General features: G+C 69.8%; 13 protein-coding genes. 10 read left to right on the forward strand and 3 right to left on the reverse strand.

The window, feature by feature from the left end; genetic code table 11:
• Positions 1 to 18: 18 nt before the first annotated feature.
• Positions 19 to 681 carry an NADPH-dependent F420 reductase gene (locus ACIQPQ_RS08220; protein ID WP_401301190.1) on the forward strand — a complete coding sequence of 221 codons (663 nt, stop codon included), beginning with the start codon at positions 19 to 21 and terminating at the stop codon, positions 679 to 681.
• 80 nt (positions 682 to 761) lie between these two features.
• Here ACIQPQ_RS08220 and ACIQPQ_RS08225 read toward each other — a convergent pair whose 3' ends face one another.
• On the reverse strand, positions 762 to 1,319 hold the full coding sequence (locus ACIQPQ_RS08225; RefSeq protein ID WP_401301193.1) for a GH25 family lysozyme: 558 nt from the start codon (positions 1,317 to 1,319) through the stop codon (positions 762 to 764).
• 439 nt (positions 1,320 to 1,758) lie between these two features.
• On the opposite strand from ACIQPQ_RS08225, the gene ACIQPQ_RS08230 reads away from it, so the two are divergent.
• The 9 genes from ACIQPQ_RS08230 (at position 1,759) to ACIQPQ_RS08270 (ending at position 11,695) form a co-directional block, all read left to right on the forward strand.
• The gene (locus tag ACIQPQ_RS08230; RefSeq protein ID WP_401301196.1) at positions 1,759 to 1,929 is read left to right on the forward strand and encodes a hypothetical protein; all 171 of its coding nucleotides are present in this window, start codon (positions 1,759 to 1,761) and stop codon (positions 1,927 to 1,929) included.
• A gap of 63 nt (positions 1,930 to 1,992) precedes the next feature.
• Positions 1,993 to 2,520 carry a MauE/DoxX family redox-associated membrane protein gene (locus tag ACIQPQ_RS08235; RefSeq protein ID WP_401301198.1) on the forward strand — a complete coding sequence of 176 codons (528 nt, stop codon included), beginning with the start codon at positions 1,993 to 1,995 and terminating at the stop codon, positions 2,518 to 2,520.
• Between the two features lie 13 nt (positions 2,521 to 2,533).
• The gene (locus ACIQPQ_RS08240) at positions 2,534 to 3,109 is read left to right on the forward strand and encodes a TlpA family protein disulfide reductase (RefSeq protein ID WP_401301201.1); all 576 of its coding nucleotides are present in this window, start codon (positions 2,534 to 2,536) and stop codon (positions 3,107 to 3,109) included.
• An 80-nt stretch (positions 3,110 to 3,189) separates the two neighbouring features.
• A complete protein-coding gene (locus ACIQPQ_RS08245) occupies positions 3,190 to 5,016 on the forward strand; it encodes an ABC transporter ATP-binding protein (RefSeq protein WP_401301204.1) in 1,827 nt (608 codons plus the stop codon).
• On the forward strand, positions 5,013 to 5,471 hold the full coding sequence (locus ACIQPQ_RS08250; RefSeq protein WP_401301207.1) for a S26 family signal peptidase: 459 nt from the start codon (positions 5,013 to 5,015) through the stop codon (positions 5,469 to 5,471). The genes ACIQPQ_RS08245 and ACIQPQ_RS08250 overlap by 4 nt, the downstream gene beginning before the upstream one ends.
• A gap of 74 nt (positions 5,472 to 5,545) precedes the next feature.
• Complete coding sequence (locus ACIQPQ_RS08255) at positions 5,546 to 5,686, forward strand: hypothetical protein (RefSeq protein ID WP_401301210.1); 141 nt, start codon at positions 5,546 to 5,548, stop codon at positions 5,684 to 5,686.
• A gap of 265 nt (positions 5,687 to 5,951) precedes the next feature.
• Positions 5,952 to 7,025: a HesA/MoeB/ThiF family protein gene (locus tag ACIQPQ_RS08260; RefSeq protein WP_401301213.1), complete on the forward strand. Its 1,074-nt coding sequence runs from the start codon at positions 5,952 to 5,954 to the stop codon at positions 7,023 to 7,025.
• A 45-nt stretch (positions 7,026 to 7,070) separates the two neighbouring features.
• Positions 7,071 to 8,255: a hypothetical protein gene (locus tag ACIQPQ_RS08265; protein ID WP_401301215.1), complete on the forward strand. Its 1,185-nt coding sequence runs from the start codon at positions 7,071 to 7,073 to the stop codon at positions 8,253 to 8,255.
• Positions 8,256 to 8,320: 65 nt separating this feature from the next.
• Positions 8,321 to 11,695 (forward strand): BTAD domain-containing putative transcriptional regulator, encoded by a 3,375-nt coding sequence (locus ACIQPQ_RS08270; protein ID WP_401301218.1) that lies wholly within the window; start codon positions 8,321 to 8,323, stop codon positions 11,693 to 11,695.
• Here ACIQPQ_RS08270 and ACIQPQ_RS08275 read toward each other — a convergent pair.
• Together ACIQPQ_RS08275 and ACIQPQ_RS08280 are read right to left on the reverse strand one after the other, a co-directional pair.
• Positions 11,690 to 12,484 (reverse strand): BTAD domain-containing putative transcriptional regulator, encoded by a 795-nt coding sequence (locus ACIQPQ_RS08275; RefSeq protein ID WP_401301220.1) that lies wholly within the window; start codon positions 12,482 to 12,484, stop codon positions 11,690 to 11,692. The genes ACIQPQ_RS08270 and ACIQPQ_RS08275 overlap by 6 nt on opposite strands.
• Positions 12,485 to 12,613: 129 nt before the next feature.
• Positions 12,614 to 13,981, reverse strand: coding sequence for an L-serine ammonia-lyase (locus tag ACIQPQ_RS08280; protein ID WP_401301222.1), 1,368 nt, complete (start codon positions 13,979 to 13,981; stop codon positions 12,614 to 12,616).
• Positions 13,982 to 14,043: the final 62 nt, after the last annotated feature.

Below are 14,043 nucleotides of genomic sequence, written 5' to 3' on the forward strand. Positions count from 1 at the left end.
GACGGGAAAGGTCTGGTCATGAAGATCGGCATCATCGGGGCGGGCAACATCGGCGGCAACCTCACCCGGCGGCTCGCCGCCCTCGGCCACGAGGTCGCGGTCGCCAACTCGCGCGGCCCGCAGACCCTGGCCGAGCTGGCGGCGGAGACGGGCGCGACCCCGGTCGAGGCGACCGAGGCCGCGAAGGGCGCGGAGGTCGTGGTGGTCACGGTCCCGTTCAAGGCGGTGCCCGGTCTGCCCGACGGCATCCTGGACGGCGCCGCCGAGGGCGCGGCCGTCATCGACACCAACAACTACTACCCGCGGGAGCGGGACGGCCGCATCGACGCCGTCGAGGACGAGGGGATCACGGAGAGCCGCTGGATCGAGCGCCAGCTCGGCCACCCCGTGATCAAGGCCTTCAACGGCACCTACGCCCAGGACATCCTGGACCGCCACCGCCCCGCGGGAGACCCCGGCCGCATCGCGCTGCCGGTGGCCGGTGACGACGCGGCGGCCAAGGTGAAGGTGCGGGCCCTGATCGAGGAACTCGGCTTCGACACGGTCGACTCGGGCGGCATCGACGACTCGTGGCGCCAGCAGCCCGACACCCCCGTCTACGGCCTCCGCGGCGACGTCGCCGAGGTCACGAAGGCCCTGGCGGACGCGAGCCCGGACCGCCCGGCGGCCTTCCGGGGCTGACCCCTCCCTCCCGCACGGGCCGGCACCCTCGTTCGGCCGTCCGCTCCCGCCCGGACGGCCGAACGGGGCTTCCACGCCCCCTACTTGGGTCTCGCCCAGGCTCTCAGAGCGGCCGGGCTGTCGAAGTCGGCGACGTTGGTGTCCACGGGGTCGTCCGTGAACTGGTGGAAGCGCCAGGCGGCTTTGATGCGCGGCCGGCCCGCGGTGACGTAGTCGGCGATCCAGAGCCCGTCCCCGGCGTACGACGTGTCGTCCACGTTCAGCCAGAAGTTCCGGTTGCAGTACAGGATCACCCGCTGCTTGGGCCGTAACTGCTTGACCTTGCGCAGGAATGCGTCCTTCTCGGCGGTACTGGCGAAACTCCCCTCGCCGGTCGCCTCCCAGTCGACGGCGAGAATGTCACCGGCCCGCTCGGGCGCCCGGCTCACGAAGTACTCGGCCTGGGCGGCGAGATTGCCCGGCCAGAGGAAGTGATAGAACCCGACGACCAGTCCGGCGTCCCGAGCCCGTTTCGTCTGGGCGGCGAGTTTCGGATTGACGTAGGTACGGCCCTCGGTCGCCTTGACGAAGACGAAGGCGAGTCCGTCGGTGGAGTAGGACGCCGATTGATAGGCGCTGACGTCGATGCCTCGGAGCATAGGGGCAACTCCCGGTGGCGCTGGGTGCCTTGTGCGGCCTTGCTGGAGTCTGCTTATGCCCGGCCGGCACCTCTGCGGAACCTTGGCCTCCGGTATCACCGTGGCCGGGAGGGGCGAGGCCGCCGGACTGCCCACCCTTGCGCTTCCGCACGCCGCTGCCCGGCTCTTGACTCGGGAGCCGCCGGGATGGTGGCAGCCAGGGACCGCTGCGTAAAGGCCGCGCCGGAGCACGCTGAGCTGTGGGCCGTCAGACCTGCGATGACTGCGGACGTCGCCCCCCAGCCCGTCAACCACCGTTCGCCCCGGGCGGTCAGGACCGCCACAACCGGAACCGTGAAAGACAGCTGAAAGAACCTGGAAAGGACGGCCACCGAGAGTAGGTGCAGACGCCGGGCGGACAGGAAGCCCGGCAGATGAACACCGAACGAGGAGAGTGCTGATGTCCAGGATGCTCAGTGGCATGGTGGGGCGGATCGCCGACAGGCTGCTTCCCCAGACGTCCGCCGCCGCGGGCTGCGGAGGATGCGAGACCTTCGTCGACATCGACAAGGGACAGGCCTACACCTACAAGTGCTGCTGGACCAGCAGCTGCGTGCTGCGGTGCCCCTGAGGTGTGTCGCCGCCGCGCTCGGCGCGGCGGCGGTTCCCCTCACCACGTCAGACCTGCCCTGAGGTGGCCGCGCACCTGGTCGAGGCCTTCGGCCGACTGTGTCTGATCACGGTGTTCGCCTGGTCAGGAGTGCAGAAGGTGCACGGGTTCCGTGTCTTCCGCGGCCACGTGGCAGCCACGGTCCCGAGGCTCGGCGGACTCCCTTCAGACGTGCTGGCTGCTGCCGTTGTCCTGATAGAGCTGGGGATCGTCGCATCCCTTGTGCTCCGCCCCCTGGAACGCGCCGGACTGACCGTGGCGCTGCTCCTCCTGACAGCGTTCACCGCCTATCTGCTCCGCCTTCTGCGGACCCGGCCGGACGCGTCCTGCGGCTGTGCGGGAACGAGCCGCACCCCGGTTTCGGGCGCACACCTGCTCCGCAACGCGCTCCTGCTGGTCCTCACCGTGGCCACCTGGTGGGCGGCGGCCCTCACGGACGGACCGAGTCCGGCCCACTACGCGCTCGCCGCCGCGCCCGCGGCGGTCACCGGCGTCGTCCTGCTCCACCTCGCGGAGCTGGTCTCGCTCGTCCGTACGACATATGTGACATGAGAAGGGAGTCCCCATGGGCATCGCGCTGTCCGCCCTCGGCCTGCTGCTGGCGTCCGTCGCATGCGGTCTGTCCGTGGCCGTGGCACTGCGGGTCAAGAAGCTCCTCGACCCGCTGACCGAGGAGGGGGCGCTGAGCGGCCGACGCGTTGCGGGCCCCGCGCCGGGAACGCTGGTTCCCCTGCCCGGCGCTCTCGTCGACATGGACGGGGCGGATGTGGCATGGCCCGCCGACGGTTCGGGACCCTGGGTCCTGACGTTCCAGGCAGTCGGCTGCACCGGCTGCAAGCAGCAGCTTCCCGCGTACAAGAAGTTCTTGCAGAAGATGGCGTTGGACCGGGGCCGGGTGGTCGCCGTCGTCGTCGGCGACCACGAAGGAGCATCCTTCTACAGAGAGGAACTCGGAGCGTACGCCCATGTCGTCCACGGGGCGGACAACGCGCTGCGGCTCGTGGAAGAGCTGGGTGTCTCGATGTTCCCGACATACCTCGTCGTCGACGGGAACGGACGGGTGCTGGCGTCTCCCCAGAGCTCGGCCCGACTGGCGGAGACCGGAGCCGGGCTCCTCACACCGACAGCAGTGAGCGCCTGATCGTCATGTCCTCACACGCATCGAGGCCGCGGCGCGGCAAGCCGACTCAAGAGACGCCCCCCGCCCCGCCGGAGCGCCGTGTGTCCCGGCTGAGGGGCGCCCTCTCCCTCGCCTATGAGTCGGCCGCCCCGCACCTGATCGCCTACGCCGTACTGGACCTGGTCAGCGGCGTCCTGCCGGTCGCTGTCGGCTGGCTCACCAAGATGGCCCTCGACCGACTCAGCGGCCAGGAGACGACGCACACCTTGATCGCGGTGGCTGTCGGACTCGCCGCCGTCGGCGTCGTCCAAGGCGTCGTCCCGCACCTGCTCACCTACTTCCAGGCCGAGGTCGACCGTGCCACCGGGACACTCGCCCAGGGGCGGCTCTTCGCCGCCGTGACCCGGTTCGTGGGGCTGGGCTTCTTCGAGGACCCGACCCAGCTCGACAGACTGCGGATGGCCAAGCAGTCGGGCAGGACGGCGCCGGGCACGGTCGTCAAAGGATCGCTGGGAGTCGTCCGGGCGGGTATCACCATCTCGGGCTTCCTGGTCTCGCTCGTTGCGCTCGCCCCGCTGATGGCCGTCTTCGTCCTCGCCTTCGCCCTACCCGTGCTCGCCGCGGAGATCATCCTGTCCCGGGGACGGGCGCGCATGCTCTGGCGCATCAGCCCCAGGGAACGCCGCGAGATGTTCTTCGACCACCTGCTCTCGGACGTCGACGCGGCCAAGGAAGTACGCCTGTTCGGGACCGGCGGCTTTCTGCTCGGGCGCATGCAGGGCGAACGCCGGGCGACAGACGCCGCACGACGCCGCGTCGACCGTCGCGAACTCACCGCACAGTCGGTCCTGTCCCTGCTCGCGGCGCTGGTCTCCGGAGCCGGCCTGGTCTGGGCCGTCCACGCCGCCCGGTCCGGAACCCTGACCGTGGGCGACATCGCCATCTTCATCGTGGCCGTCGCCGGGGTCCAGTCGTCGGTCGCCCAATTGGCGAGCAACCTTGCCCAGGCACACCAGGCACTGGTCCTGTTCGGGCACTACCAACAGGTGAGCACCGCGGGCCCGGACACGGAGCGCGCCGAGCAGCCGCGCATCCTGTCAGCCCTGCGCGAGGGCATCGAACTCCGCGACGTCTGGTTCCGCTACGGCGAGGACGAGCCGTGGATTCTCCGGGGCGTCGACCTGACGATCCCCCGGGGCCAGAGCCTGGCCCTGGTCGGGCTGAACGGAGCGGGCAAGTCGACCCTCGTCAAACTGCTCTGCCGCTTCTACGACCCGACCCGCGGCGCGATTCTCTGGGACGGCGTCGACATCCGGGACGTGGACCCGGACGAACTCCGCCTCAGAACAAGCGCGGTGTTCCAGGACTTCATGCACTATGACCTCACCGCACGCGAGAACATCGCCCTCGGCGACCTGACGGCGTTGGACGACCACCCCCGGGTGACCGCAGCCGCCCGACGGGCGGGAGTGCACGACAAGATCACCGGCCTCCCTCAGGGATACGACACGCTCGTCACCCGCACCTTCTTCGGCGGTACCGGCGAGGACTCCGCGGAGTCGGGCGTCCTGTTCTCCGGCGGCCAGGCACAACGGCTGGCCCTGGCACGCGCCCTGGTGCGCGAACGCCGCGATCTCCTGATTCTGGACGAACCCAGTTCCGGACTCGACGCCGAGGCCGAGTACGAGATCCACACCCGGATCAGGGAGTTCCAGCACGGGAGGACCAGCCTGCTCATCTCCCACCGACTCGGATCCCTGCGGGACGCGGACCGGATCGTCGTGCTGTCCGAGGGGCGGATCGTCGAAGAGGGGGATCACGGCACGCTCATGGCTCGGGGCGGCGAGTACGCGCGGCTGTTCACTCTTCAGGCATCCGGCTACACCGGCGAGTTGGTGCCGCCCACGGCGGAAGGGGCTGCTCGGTGATCGGCCCCGGCCTCCTGGCCGCCACGACCCTTGCCGGTCTTGCCGGTGTGGCGCTTGCGGTCCTGCGCAGACGGCTCGTGTCGGTCACGGTCGTGGGACACAGCATGCTGCCCGCCTACCGGCCCGGCGATCGTGTCCTGATCCTGCGCGGAACGGTACCGGAACGCGGGGGCGTGGTCGTCGTGGAACAGCCCAGCACGGAACGCCGGGCCTGGGACCTCCCCCCGGCCGGACTCGGCAGCGCCCGCCGGCCCGTCACCGAGCGCGAGTGGCTCGTCAAGCGGGTCGCCGCGACGCCGGGGGACACGTGGTCCACGGAGGCGGGCCTGACCGAGCGGGTTCCCCCGGGCCATCTGCTGCTGCTCGGTGACAACGCCGCCGTCAGCTTCGACTCGCGTCAGATGGGTCCCTTCCCGGTGGACAGGGTCCTCGGCGCCGTATGGCGACGACTGTGACGTACGGGATCGGCGCCGGTCGTCCATGAACTTCCGCAGGAGCGGGAGAGGTACAGAGATGAAGGAGACATTCCATGCAGGACACCACCCACCTCGTGCAGAACGAGGAACTGGCCGCGCTCGGTGAGACCGGGCCGACGGGGCAGCCCGAGCCCATCGAGATCCGGCTTCTCGACAAGATCGAGACCATCGAGAGCAAGGCGATCGACAGCTAGGGCCCCTCTTCCGGATCTTGCCGTCGGTCGCGGGGTCTGGCACGCCCTCCCCCGGAGGGGGCACCCCCAGCCGCGTTGTCGTCGGTTGCCGACGCTCCGCGTCGCCGCCCTCCTCCGCCTCGCAGCTGCACGCACCAGACCCCGCTCAGCTCAGGCCAGGACGCACCGCACCTGGCGGCCGACCAGATCCGAAAGAAAGGCCCCAGTACCCGTCCTGCCGGCGGAAGCAATTCCGCCGGCAGGCCCATCTTCCGAGGAGTTGGCCTTGAGACGTCCACGGGTGAAACCCGAACACACCCCCCACCGGTTCGACGACGGAACCGTCCGGATCGGTGGCGAGATCTACGGAATCGCGGCGGAGATCACCGACCGTGACGGCTGGGTGTGGGATGCCCTGACCAGGATGGACGGCACCACCTCGCCCGAGGCCATCGAGGAGCAACTGGTCGCCGAGCACCCGCGACTGGGCCCCGAAGGCGTCCGCAGACTGCTCCGGGACCTGTTGGACTCCGGCTACGTCGAGGATGCCGCCGTCGGCCCCCCGGACGGCCTCACCGACACCGAGATCGAGCGGTACAGCCGCAACCGCGCCTACTTCCGACGGGTGGACCTCAGGCCGGACAGCAACCCGTGGAAGACACAGCAGCGGCTCACCTGCGCGCGCGTGGCGGTCCTCGGCGTCGGCGGCGCGGGCAGCCATGCGGCATGGGCGCTGGCGGCCGCCGGTGTCGGCAGCCTGCACCTCGTCGACCCGGACTCCGTCGAGGTGTCCAACCTCACCCGGCAGGTGCTGTACGGGGAAGCCGACCTGGGGCGCCCCAAGGCGGAGGCCGCCGCCGAACGCCTCACGTCGCTCGACTCCGCGGGAACGTTCACGTACGACGTCGGCAAGGTCGACACCGAGGACGGGTTGAGGAACCTGGTCTCGGGGTGTGATGCCTTCGCCCTCTGCGCTGACGAACCCCGTAACGACCTCATCGCGAAGATGACCAGCCGGGTGTGTGCCTCACTCGGTGTTCCGTGGGCGAGTGCCGGATACAACGGCCCCCTGGTGACCGTGGGCGTCTACGGCCCGCACGGCCCGTGCTTCGAATGCGTCGGGGCGGGGGAGGAGGCGAAACTCAAGCCGGGCTGGTACCCGGACCTGGGGGGAGTGGGGGTCCTGGCCCCGGCCGCCGGGATCTCCGGACAACTCGTCGCCCACGAGATCGTCGCCCTGCTCACCGGGACCAACCGGTCGGCGCCAGGGTACGTACGCGGTCTCAACCTGATCGCCCCCGACCAGCTGGTCGACGTGCGGCATCCCGCCCGGCCCGACTGCCCGCTGTGCAACCCGTGACCCGGCGGCTGAGGTGATCCCGTGACGAACAGGAGCGGCATCCGCGTGGGCCTGCACCCGCTGGACGTCCGACCGGACAGGGGCGAATGGTTCGTGGGCCGACAAGGCAACGACCAGATCGTCGCCGTGCCCGAGATCGGACTGGCCGCCCTCCGACTGCTGACCGCCGGCAGCACCGTCGAGGAGGCAAGGAACACCCTGCGCGTCACCACCGGGCGCGACCTGGACGTCGGCGCGTTCGTGGAGAAACTCGCAGACGCCGGACTGGTGGCGTCCATCGGTGACCGGCGTATCGAACCCACACCTCAGACGGTCTCGCTTCCCCGGCTGCGAGCGGGTCACGTCCGCTGGGCCATGAGCCCGATCCTGCACGTGCTCGTCCTGGCAGTCCCGGTGGTCGCCGTTCTGCTCGTCCTGCGGGAGCCGGCCATCCTGCCGTCCTGGGACGACCTGCTGTGGACCGAATACGGCACCTTCACCTTGCTTGCACAGGCCTCGGTGTCCGTGTGCCTGATAGCCCTGCACGAGATGACTCACCTGGTCACGGCCCGCGCAGCAGGTGTGCCGGGACGGATCACTCTCGGAACGCGCCTGCAGTTCCTCGTGGCGCAGACGGAGGTGTCGGGCATCTGGCTCAAGAGCCGCAGAGAGCGACTCACGGTGTACCTGTCAGGGATCGCCCTCGACGCGGCGATCTGGGGGTGCTGCATCGTGGCCCGCTTCCTGGGCTCCGACGTCGCTCTGCTGCCCGTGATCGCGATGACCTTGGTGGCCGCACTCGCGCATCAGTGCTTCGTGTTCATGCGGACGGACCTCTACTTCGTCGTCCAGGACCTGACAGGCTGCCGGAACCTCTACGCGGACACGGGCCGCTACCTGCGTCACCTCGCGGCGAGACTGCGCGGACGACGTGGGCCGAACCCCCTACGTTCTCTCCGGCCCGCCGAACGGCGTTTCCTCCAGGCCTACGCGCTGGGCACGCTCGCGGGAACCGTCATCTGCGTGTTCATCGGCCTTCGCCTCCTCACCGAGGTCACCTTGCCGCTGATCACGCGCTCCCTCGAGCAGATCGTGCGTGGCGCCGATCCGTGGGGCCGCCTGGACGCTGTAGTGACCGTTCTCGTCCTGGCCGGTCTGCAAGGAACGTGGGTGTGTCTGTGGTGGCGTCGCCACGCGGGACGGGCGCGACGAGCGTGGCACGCAGGGCGGCGGCGCTTCCGGACGGACTGAGCCACTGTTCCCGCCGTCGGAAGACCAAGATTGCCCGCCTGCCGACGGTGGTCTACGTTCTTCGAATGCCCAGCCCCCTTCCTCGATTTCGCCTGCTCGGACCTCTGGAGATCGAGATCGACAGGCGTAAGACGGCTCTCACGGGACGCCAACGCGCCCTCTGCGCGGTGCTGTTGCTCCACGCGGACCATGTGGTGTCTGTCGACCGCATGATCCGGAGCATGTGGGGTGAGCAACGGCCCGGCGCGTCCGAGGCACGGGTCCGAGCCCTGGTCGCCGAGGTACGCCGAGCCTTCGGAGCCGCGGGAAGCGGACTGCTGGTGACACAGCGGCCGGGCTACGTGCTACGCGTGGCACCCGCCGAAGTCGACGTCCATCTCTTCGAGCAGAGACTCGGGGACGCTGCCCGGTCCGCGGCCCACGGAGACTGGGCGGAGGCGTATCGCTGTCACGACGCGGCACTCACACTGTGGCGAGGCGATCCCCTCCCGGACCTGCCTGCGATGGAGGCGGAGCGCCGCCGTCTGACCGAGCTGTACGTCGCGGCCCGGGAAGGCAGGGCGGAGGCCGACATGGAACTCGGTCGGTACCGCCCGGCGGTCGCCGAACTGATCCGGCTCACGTCGGACCATCCGCTGCGTGAGCGACCGCACGCGTTGCTGATGCACGTGCTGCAACGGGACGGACGGACAGCGGACGCGCTCGCTGTGTACACCGAGTTGCGGCGGCGCATGGTCGACGAACTCGGAGTGGAACCGTCGGACGAGATCGCCTCCCTGCACCAGAGGCTGCTGCGCGGTGACGTCGGTCCGCAGCCGTCACCAGGGCCCGGACGAGGTCTGCCTCCGGAACACCTACAGGTTCCCCGGCAGCTCCCCCGCGGGCCCCGGCGCTTCGTCGGCCGCAACGCGCAGCTACGCCTGCTTGACGCCGGCCGACGCCAAGGCGAGGAACTCACCTTGGTGGTGGGGCCGGCCGGGGTGGGGAAGACGGCGCTGGCCCTGCACTGGGCCCACCGGATCGCGGGCGACTTCCCGGACGGTCAGCTCTTCCTGGACATGCGGGGGTTCGACGACGCCGAGCCGATGACACCGCAGGAGGCGCTCCCTCTCCTGTTGCAGGGCCTGGGATGTGCCTCCCGTGACATCCCGCTCCGATGGGAGGCCCAGGCGGCGCTGTACCGCACGGTCCTGGCGGAGCGCCGCATCCTGGTCGTCCTCGACGACGTGGCCGACGCGTCGTACGTCCGGGATCTGCTTCCCGCTTCGAACGGTTCGCTCACGCTGGTGACCAGCCGTCACCGACTCAATGGACTCGTCACTCTGGACGGGGCGTTCCGGGTCTCCTGCGATGTCCTCGACAGCGGGGAGGCCCTGGAGCTGATCAGCTCCGCGGTGGGCGCCGACGCGGTCGAGGCCGACCAGGAATCCGCGACCCGGCTGGTGGAACTCTGCGACCGACTGCCGCTCGCGCTCTGCGTCGCCAGTTCCTGGATCGGTGACCGGCCGGGCAGCATCCGGGACTACGTGAGCGATCTCGCCGAACGCGGGCGCCTGGCGCGACTCCATGTGGAGGGCGAGGAGAGCGTGGCGGTCCGAGCCGCGCTGGACCTCTCGTACACCGGGCTGCCTGCCGAGGCGAAGCGCGCGTTCCGTCTCCTCGGCCTGGTCGCTGGAACAGGGCGCTCGTCCGCCGCTGCCGCCGCCGCTGCCGGGATCGACGAGCCGCGCATGTCCGACCTGCTGCGCCTGGCGCACCGTGTGCACCTGCTGCGGGACGCCGGGGGCGGGCGCTCGACCTGGCACGACCTGGTGCACGAGTACGCCAGGGACCGTGCGGTCGCGGAGGATGCGGAGCTCGAGCGGCGAGCCGCGGTCCTGCGCGTCCTGGACCACTACTTGCAGAGTGTCGTCAACGTGGCGCGTGTGTGCGGCTTCCATGTTCCGTGGGCGTGCCCCCCTCCCGTCGAGCGGTCGGTGCCACGGGAGTTCGGTACGCAGGAGGACGCCTACGCCTGGTTCGCATCCGAATGGGAGGACATCGCCGCCGCGATCACGCACGCGGCGGAACATGGTCCCTCACGTTTCGCGTGGCAACTCGTGGACGCCCTGTTGGATCTGTTCCATCATCGCCGCCCGATGTCGGACTGGATACGCTTGGCCACGGTCGCACGGGAGGCCGCCGAACGGAGCGGAGACCTCCAGGGCCAGTCCGCGATGAAGTGCTCCACAGGGAACGCCAGATGGCGGAACGGGGACCTGAAGGGGGCTCTGTCGGAGTACGAGGAGGCGGAGATCCTGGCACGGCGGGCCGGGTGGCTGTTCGGAGAGGCCGCCGCCCTCCAGGGACGGGGAGTCACCCTCAAGATCCTCGGCAAACCCCAGGAGGTACCACCGCTCTACCGCCGGTGCCTCGACATCTACCGGCAGCTCGGCGTGACCAAGAGCACGGAGATCATGCTCATCAATCTGGCCTCCCTCTACCACTGCCTGGGGCGTCTGCCCGAGGCGGAGCACGCGGTCACCGAGGCGCTGTTGTCGCTGGTCGGTGAGAGCGGACGTCACACGCACTCGATGGCCCTGGTGAACCTCGCGCTCGTCCTGCAGCAGCAGGCGCGCTTCGCCGAGGCGCTGGACGCGCTGTGGAAGTGCTTCCTCGTCTCGCGCGACTCCGGATCGGTCTACGGGGAGGCGGTGGCGCTGGAAACCCTGGGGCGGGTGTTCACCGATGCCGGTCACAGCGACCGCGCGATCCAGGCGTACGAGGATGCGCTCGAACTGTCCCGGCGGGTGGGCAACCGCAACTGCGAGGTGGACTCGCTGGTCGGCCTGGCCGTGGTGAAGGTCCGTATCAGCCGACCGGACGACGCCGACCGGCACCTCGACGACGCCCGCGACATCGCGGAGCGGACGGGCCATCGGACGGGGCTCGTGGAGATGCTGCTCGCGCAGGCCACGGTGTGCTGCACACGGGGCGCGTACGCGGACGCGATCCGGCACCTGGAGCATGCCGCACAGTTGGCGGTCGAAGGCACCCCCCTCGCCCTGCCGCACATTCGTACGCTCACCGCGTTGGCCCTGCTGGAGGCCGGTGCGGTGACTGATGCTCTTCGGGAGGCGGACAAGGCGGTGGCCCAGGCCGATGACTCGGGTCAACGACTCGCTCTGGCCAGGGCGTTGATGGCGAGAGCGGACGCCGGAGACAGGGCCGGTGACGTTCGCCCCGCCATGGCCGATCGGGAGAGGGCCCATATCTTGTTCGAGGAGATTCACGTCCCGGACGGTCCTTTTCGGACAGACCTTCCATGGGAGTCCGAACGCCACGTGCAGCGGCGACGGCGGCGCTACCCGACGCTGCCCTCCGACGCCGACTCGCGCTGCGACCTGTACCTGGTCACCTATTTCGAGGGCTTCGAGGTGGGCAACCGGACAAGCTCATGAGCTCATGAGATCGAGCACCCCGCGATCGGGTCGCAGGCTCTCGCTCCTGCACAGGATGCGCTCGTGCAGGCTCCGGAGTTGAGGACCCGGCTCGTCGCCGAGCAGATCGATCATCAGTGCCCGGGTCGCCTGATAGCACCGCAGGGCCTCTTCCTGTCGTCCGCTGCGATGAAGGGCGAGCATGAGCAGGCCGACGACGTGTTCGTCGAGAGGGTGATGTGCGGCCAGTGCGTGGAGCGGCGCGACGCACTCGTCGGAGCGGCCAAGTTGCAGGATCAGCTCGGCTCGGCCGACCACCGCGTCCCGATGCTCGTGGTGGAGCGTCAGGCGGGCCGCCGCAGCCCACGCCGTCGTCATGTTGGACAGCGGCTCTCCGCGCCACAGCGCGAGTGCCTCGCCGTAGAGCGCCAGGGCCCGCTCCGCCTCGTTGCGGCGTCGGGCGACCTTGGCCTGTGTGACCAGGTGCCGGAACCGTGAGGTGTCGACGACGTCCTCGTCGACAGCCAGTACGTACCCTCCGTGTCGTCTGATCAGTTCGCCTCCGGGCCCTCCGCTGTCCGTGACGCAGCGCAGTGCCTTTCTGAGCCGGGTGGCCAGCGTGTAGAGCGCATTGCGCGGATGCTCCGGCAACTGCGTCTCCCAGAGGCGCTCGATCACCTCCGCGTCGGCGGTGAATGCGCTGGGTGTCCAGGCCGTGGCAGCCAGCAGCAACCCGACTCCGTTGGACATGGAAACCCTGCTTCCGGAAGCAGTGTGTACCTCGATGTAGCCCAGCAACTGAATGTTCATGCCACTTCCCCGTTGATCTTCTGCCCGTGCTCCTTCCACGGTGCAGTCGACCTGTTCGGAAACTGCATGGATCACGCATGGGCGTCGATCAGCGGGCCGCCACGTGTCGTGCACGCGGCGGCGGCAGCCTCAGCACTCGATGATGTTCACAGCCAACCCACCCCGAGCCGTCTCCTTGTACTTGACCGACATGTCCGCCCCCGTGTCCTTCATCGTCTTGATGACCTTGTCGAGGGAGACCTTGTGGGAGCCGTCGCCGCGCATGGCCATGCGGGCGGCGGTGACGGCCTTGACCGCGGCCATGCCGTTGCGTTCGATGCAGGGGATCTGGACGAGGCCGCCGACGGGGTCGCAGGTGAGGCCGAGGTTGTGTTCCATGCCGATCTCGGCCGCGTTCTCGACCTGTTCGGGGGAGCCGCCGAGGACTTCGGCGAGGGCGCCCGCGGCCATCGAGCAGGCCGAGCCGACCTCGCCCTGGCAGCCGACCTCCGCGCCGGAGATGGAGGCGTTCTCCTTGAAGAGCATGCCGATGGCGCCCGCGGCGAGCAGGAAGCGGACCACGCCCTCCTCGTCGGCGCCGGGGACGAAGTTGACGTAGTAGTGCAGGACGGCGGGGATGATGCCGGCGGCGCCGTTGGTGGGGGCGGTGACGACCCGGCCGCCGGCCGCGTTCTCCTCGTTGACGGCCATCGCGTAGAGGGTGATCCACTCCATGGAGAGGGCCAACGGGTTGCCCTCCGCCCGCAGTTGACGGGCCGTCATGGCGGCGCGGCGGCGGACCCGCAGGCCGCCCGGCAGGATGCCCTCGCGGGACATGCCGCGCGTCACGCACGCCTGCATCACCCGCCAGATCTCCAGCAGGCCGTCACGGATCTCGTCCTCGGTGCGCCAGGCCCGCTCGTTCTCCAGCATCAGCGAGGAGATCGACAGGCCGGTCTCCTTCGTCAGCCGCAGCAGTTCGTCGCCGGTGCGGAACGGGTACTTCAGCGGGGTGTCGTCCAGCTTGATCCGGTCCGCGCCGACCGCGTCCTCGTCGACGACGAACCCGCCGCCGACCGAGTAGTACGTCTTCGCCAGCACCTCGGCGCCCGCGGCGTCGTACGCCCAGATCGTCATGCCGTTGGCGTGGTACGGCAGCGCCTTGCGGCGGTGCAGCACCATGTCGTCGTCGAAGGAGAACGGGATCTCGTGCGTGCCGAGCAGGCTGATCCGCCCCGACTCCTTGATCCGCTCGACGCGCTCGTCCGCGGACTCGACGTCGACCGTGCGCGGGGAGTCGCCCTCCAGGCCGAGCAGCACCGCCTTGGGGGTGCCGTGCCCGTGGCCGGTGGCGCCGAGGGAGCCGTACAGCTCGGTGCGGACGGCCGCGACCGAGTCGAGCAGCTCCTCGTTGCGCAGCCGCCGGGCGAACATACGGGCCGCCCGCATCGGCCCCACGGTGTGGGAGCTGGACGGGCCGATACCGATCGAGAACAGGTCGAAGACCGAGATGGCCACGGGAACTCCTGGGGGGTGCGGGGTGGTGCGGGGGTCTCCCGCCGGGGCCGCCCCGCCCACTC

Source organism: Streptomyces sp. NPDC091281, assembly GCF_044757425.1.
Classification (GTDB): domain Bacteria; phylum Actinomycetota; class Actinomycetes; order Streptomycetales; family Streptomycetaceae; genus Streptomyces.

What these genes read in the sequence shown, in the direction of transcription:
- ACIQPQ_RS08275 (WP_401301220.1), bottom strand. Translation starts at nt 12,484, where the DNA reads ATGAACATTCAGTTGCTGGGCTACATCGAGGTACACACTGCTTCCGGA.
- ACIQPQ_RS08225 (WP_401301193.1), bottom strand. Translation starts at nt 1,319, where the DNA reads ATGCTCCGAGGCATCGACGTCAGCGCCTATCAATCGGCGTCCTACTCC.
- ACIQPQ_RS08230 (WP_401301196.1), top strand. Translation starts at nt 1,759, where the DNA reads ATGTCCAGGATGCTCAGTGGCATGGTGGGGCGGATCGCCGACAGGCTG.
- ACIQPQ_RS08270 (WP_401301218.1), top strand. Translation starts at nt 8,321, where the DNA reads ATGCCCAGCCCCCTTCCTCGATTTCGCCTGCTCGGACCTCTGGAGATC.
- ACIQPQ_RS08240 (WP_401301201.1), top strand. Translation starts at nt 2,534, where the DNA reads ATGGGCATCGCGCTGTCCGCCCTCGGCCTGCTGCTGGCGTCCGTCGCA.
- ACIQPQ_RS08255 (WP_401301210.1), top strand. Translation starts at nt 5,546, where the DNA reads ATGCAGGACACCACCCACCTCGTGCAGAACGAGGAACTGGCCGCGCTC.
- ACIQPQ_RS08220 (WP_401301190.1), top strand. Translation starts at nt 19, where the DNA reads ATGAAGATCGGCATCATCGGGGCGGGCAACATCGGCGGCAACCTCACC.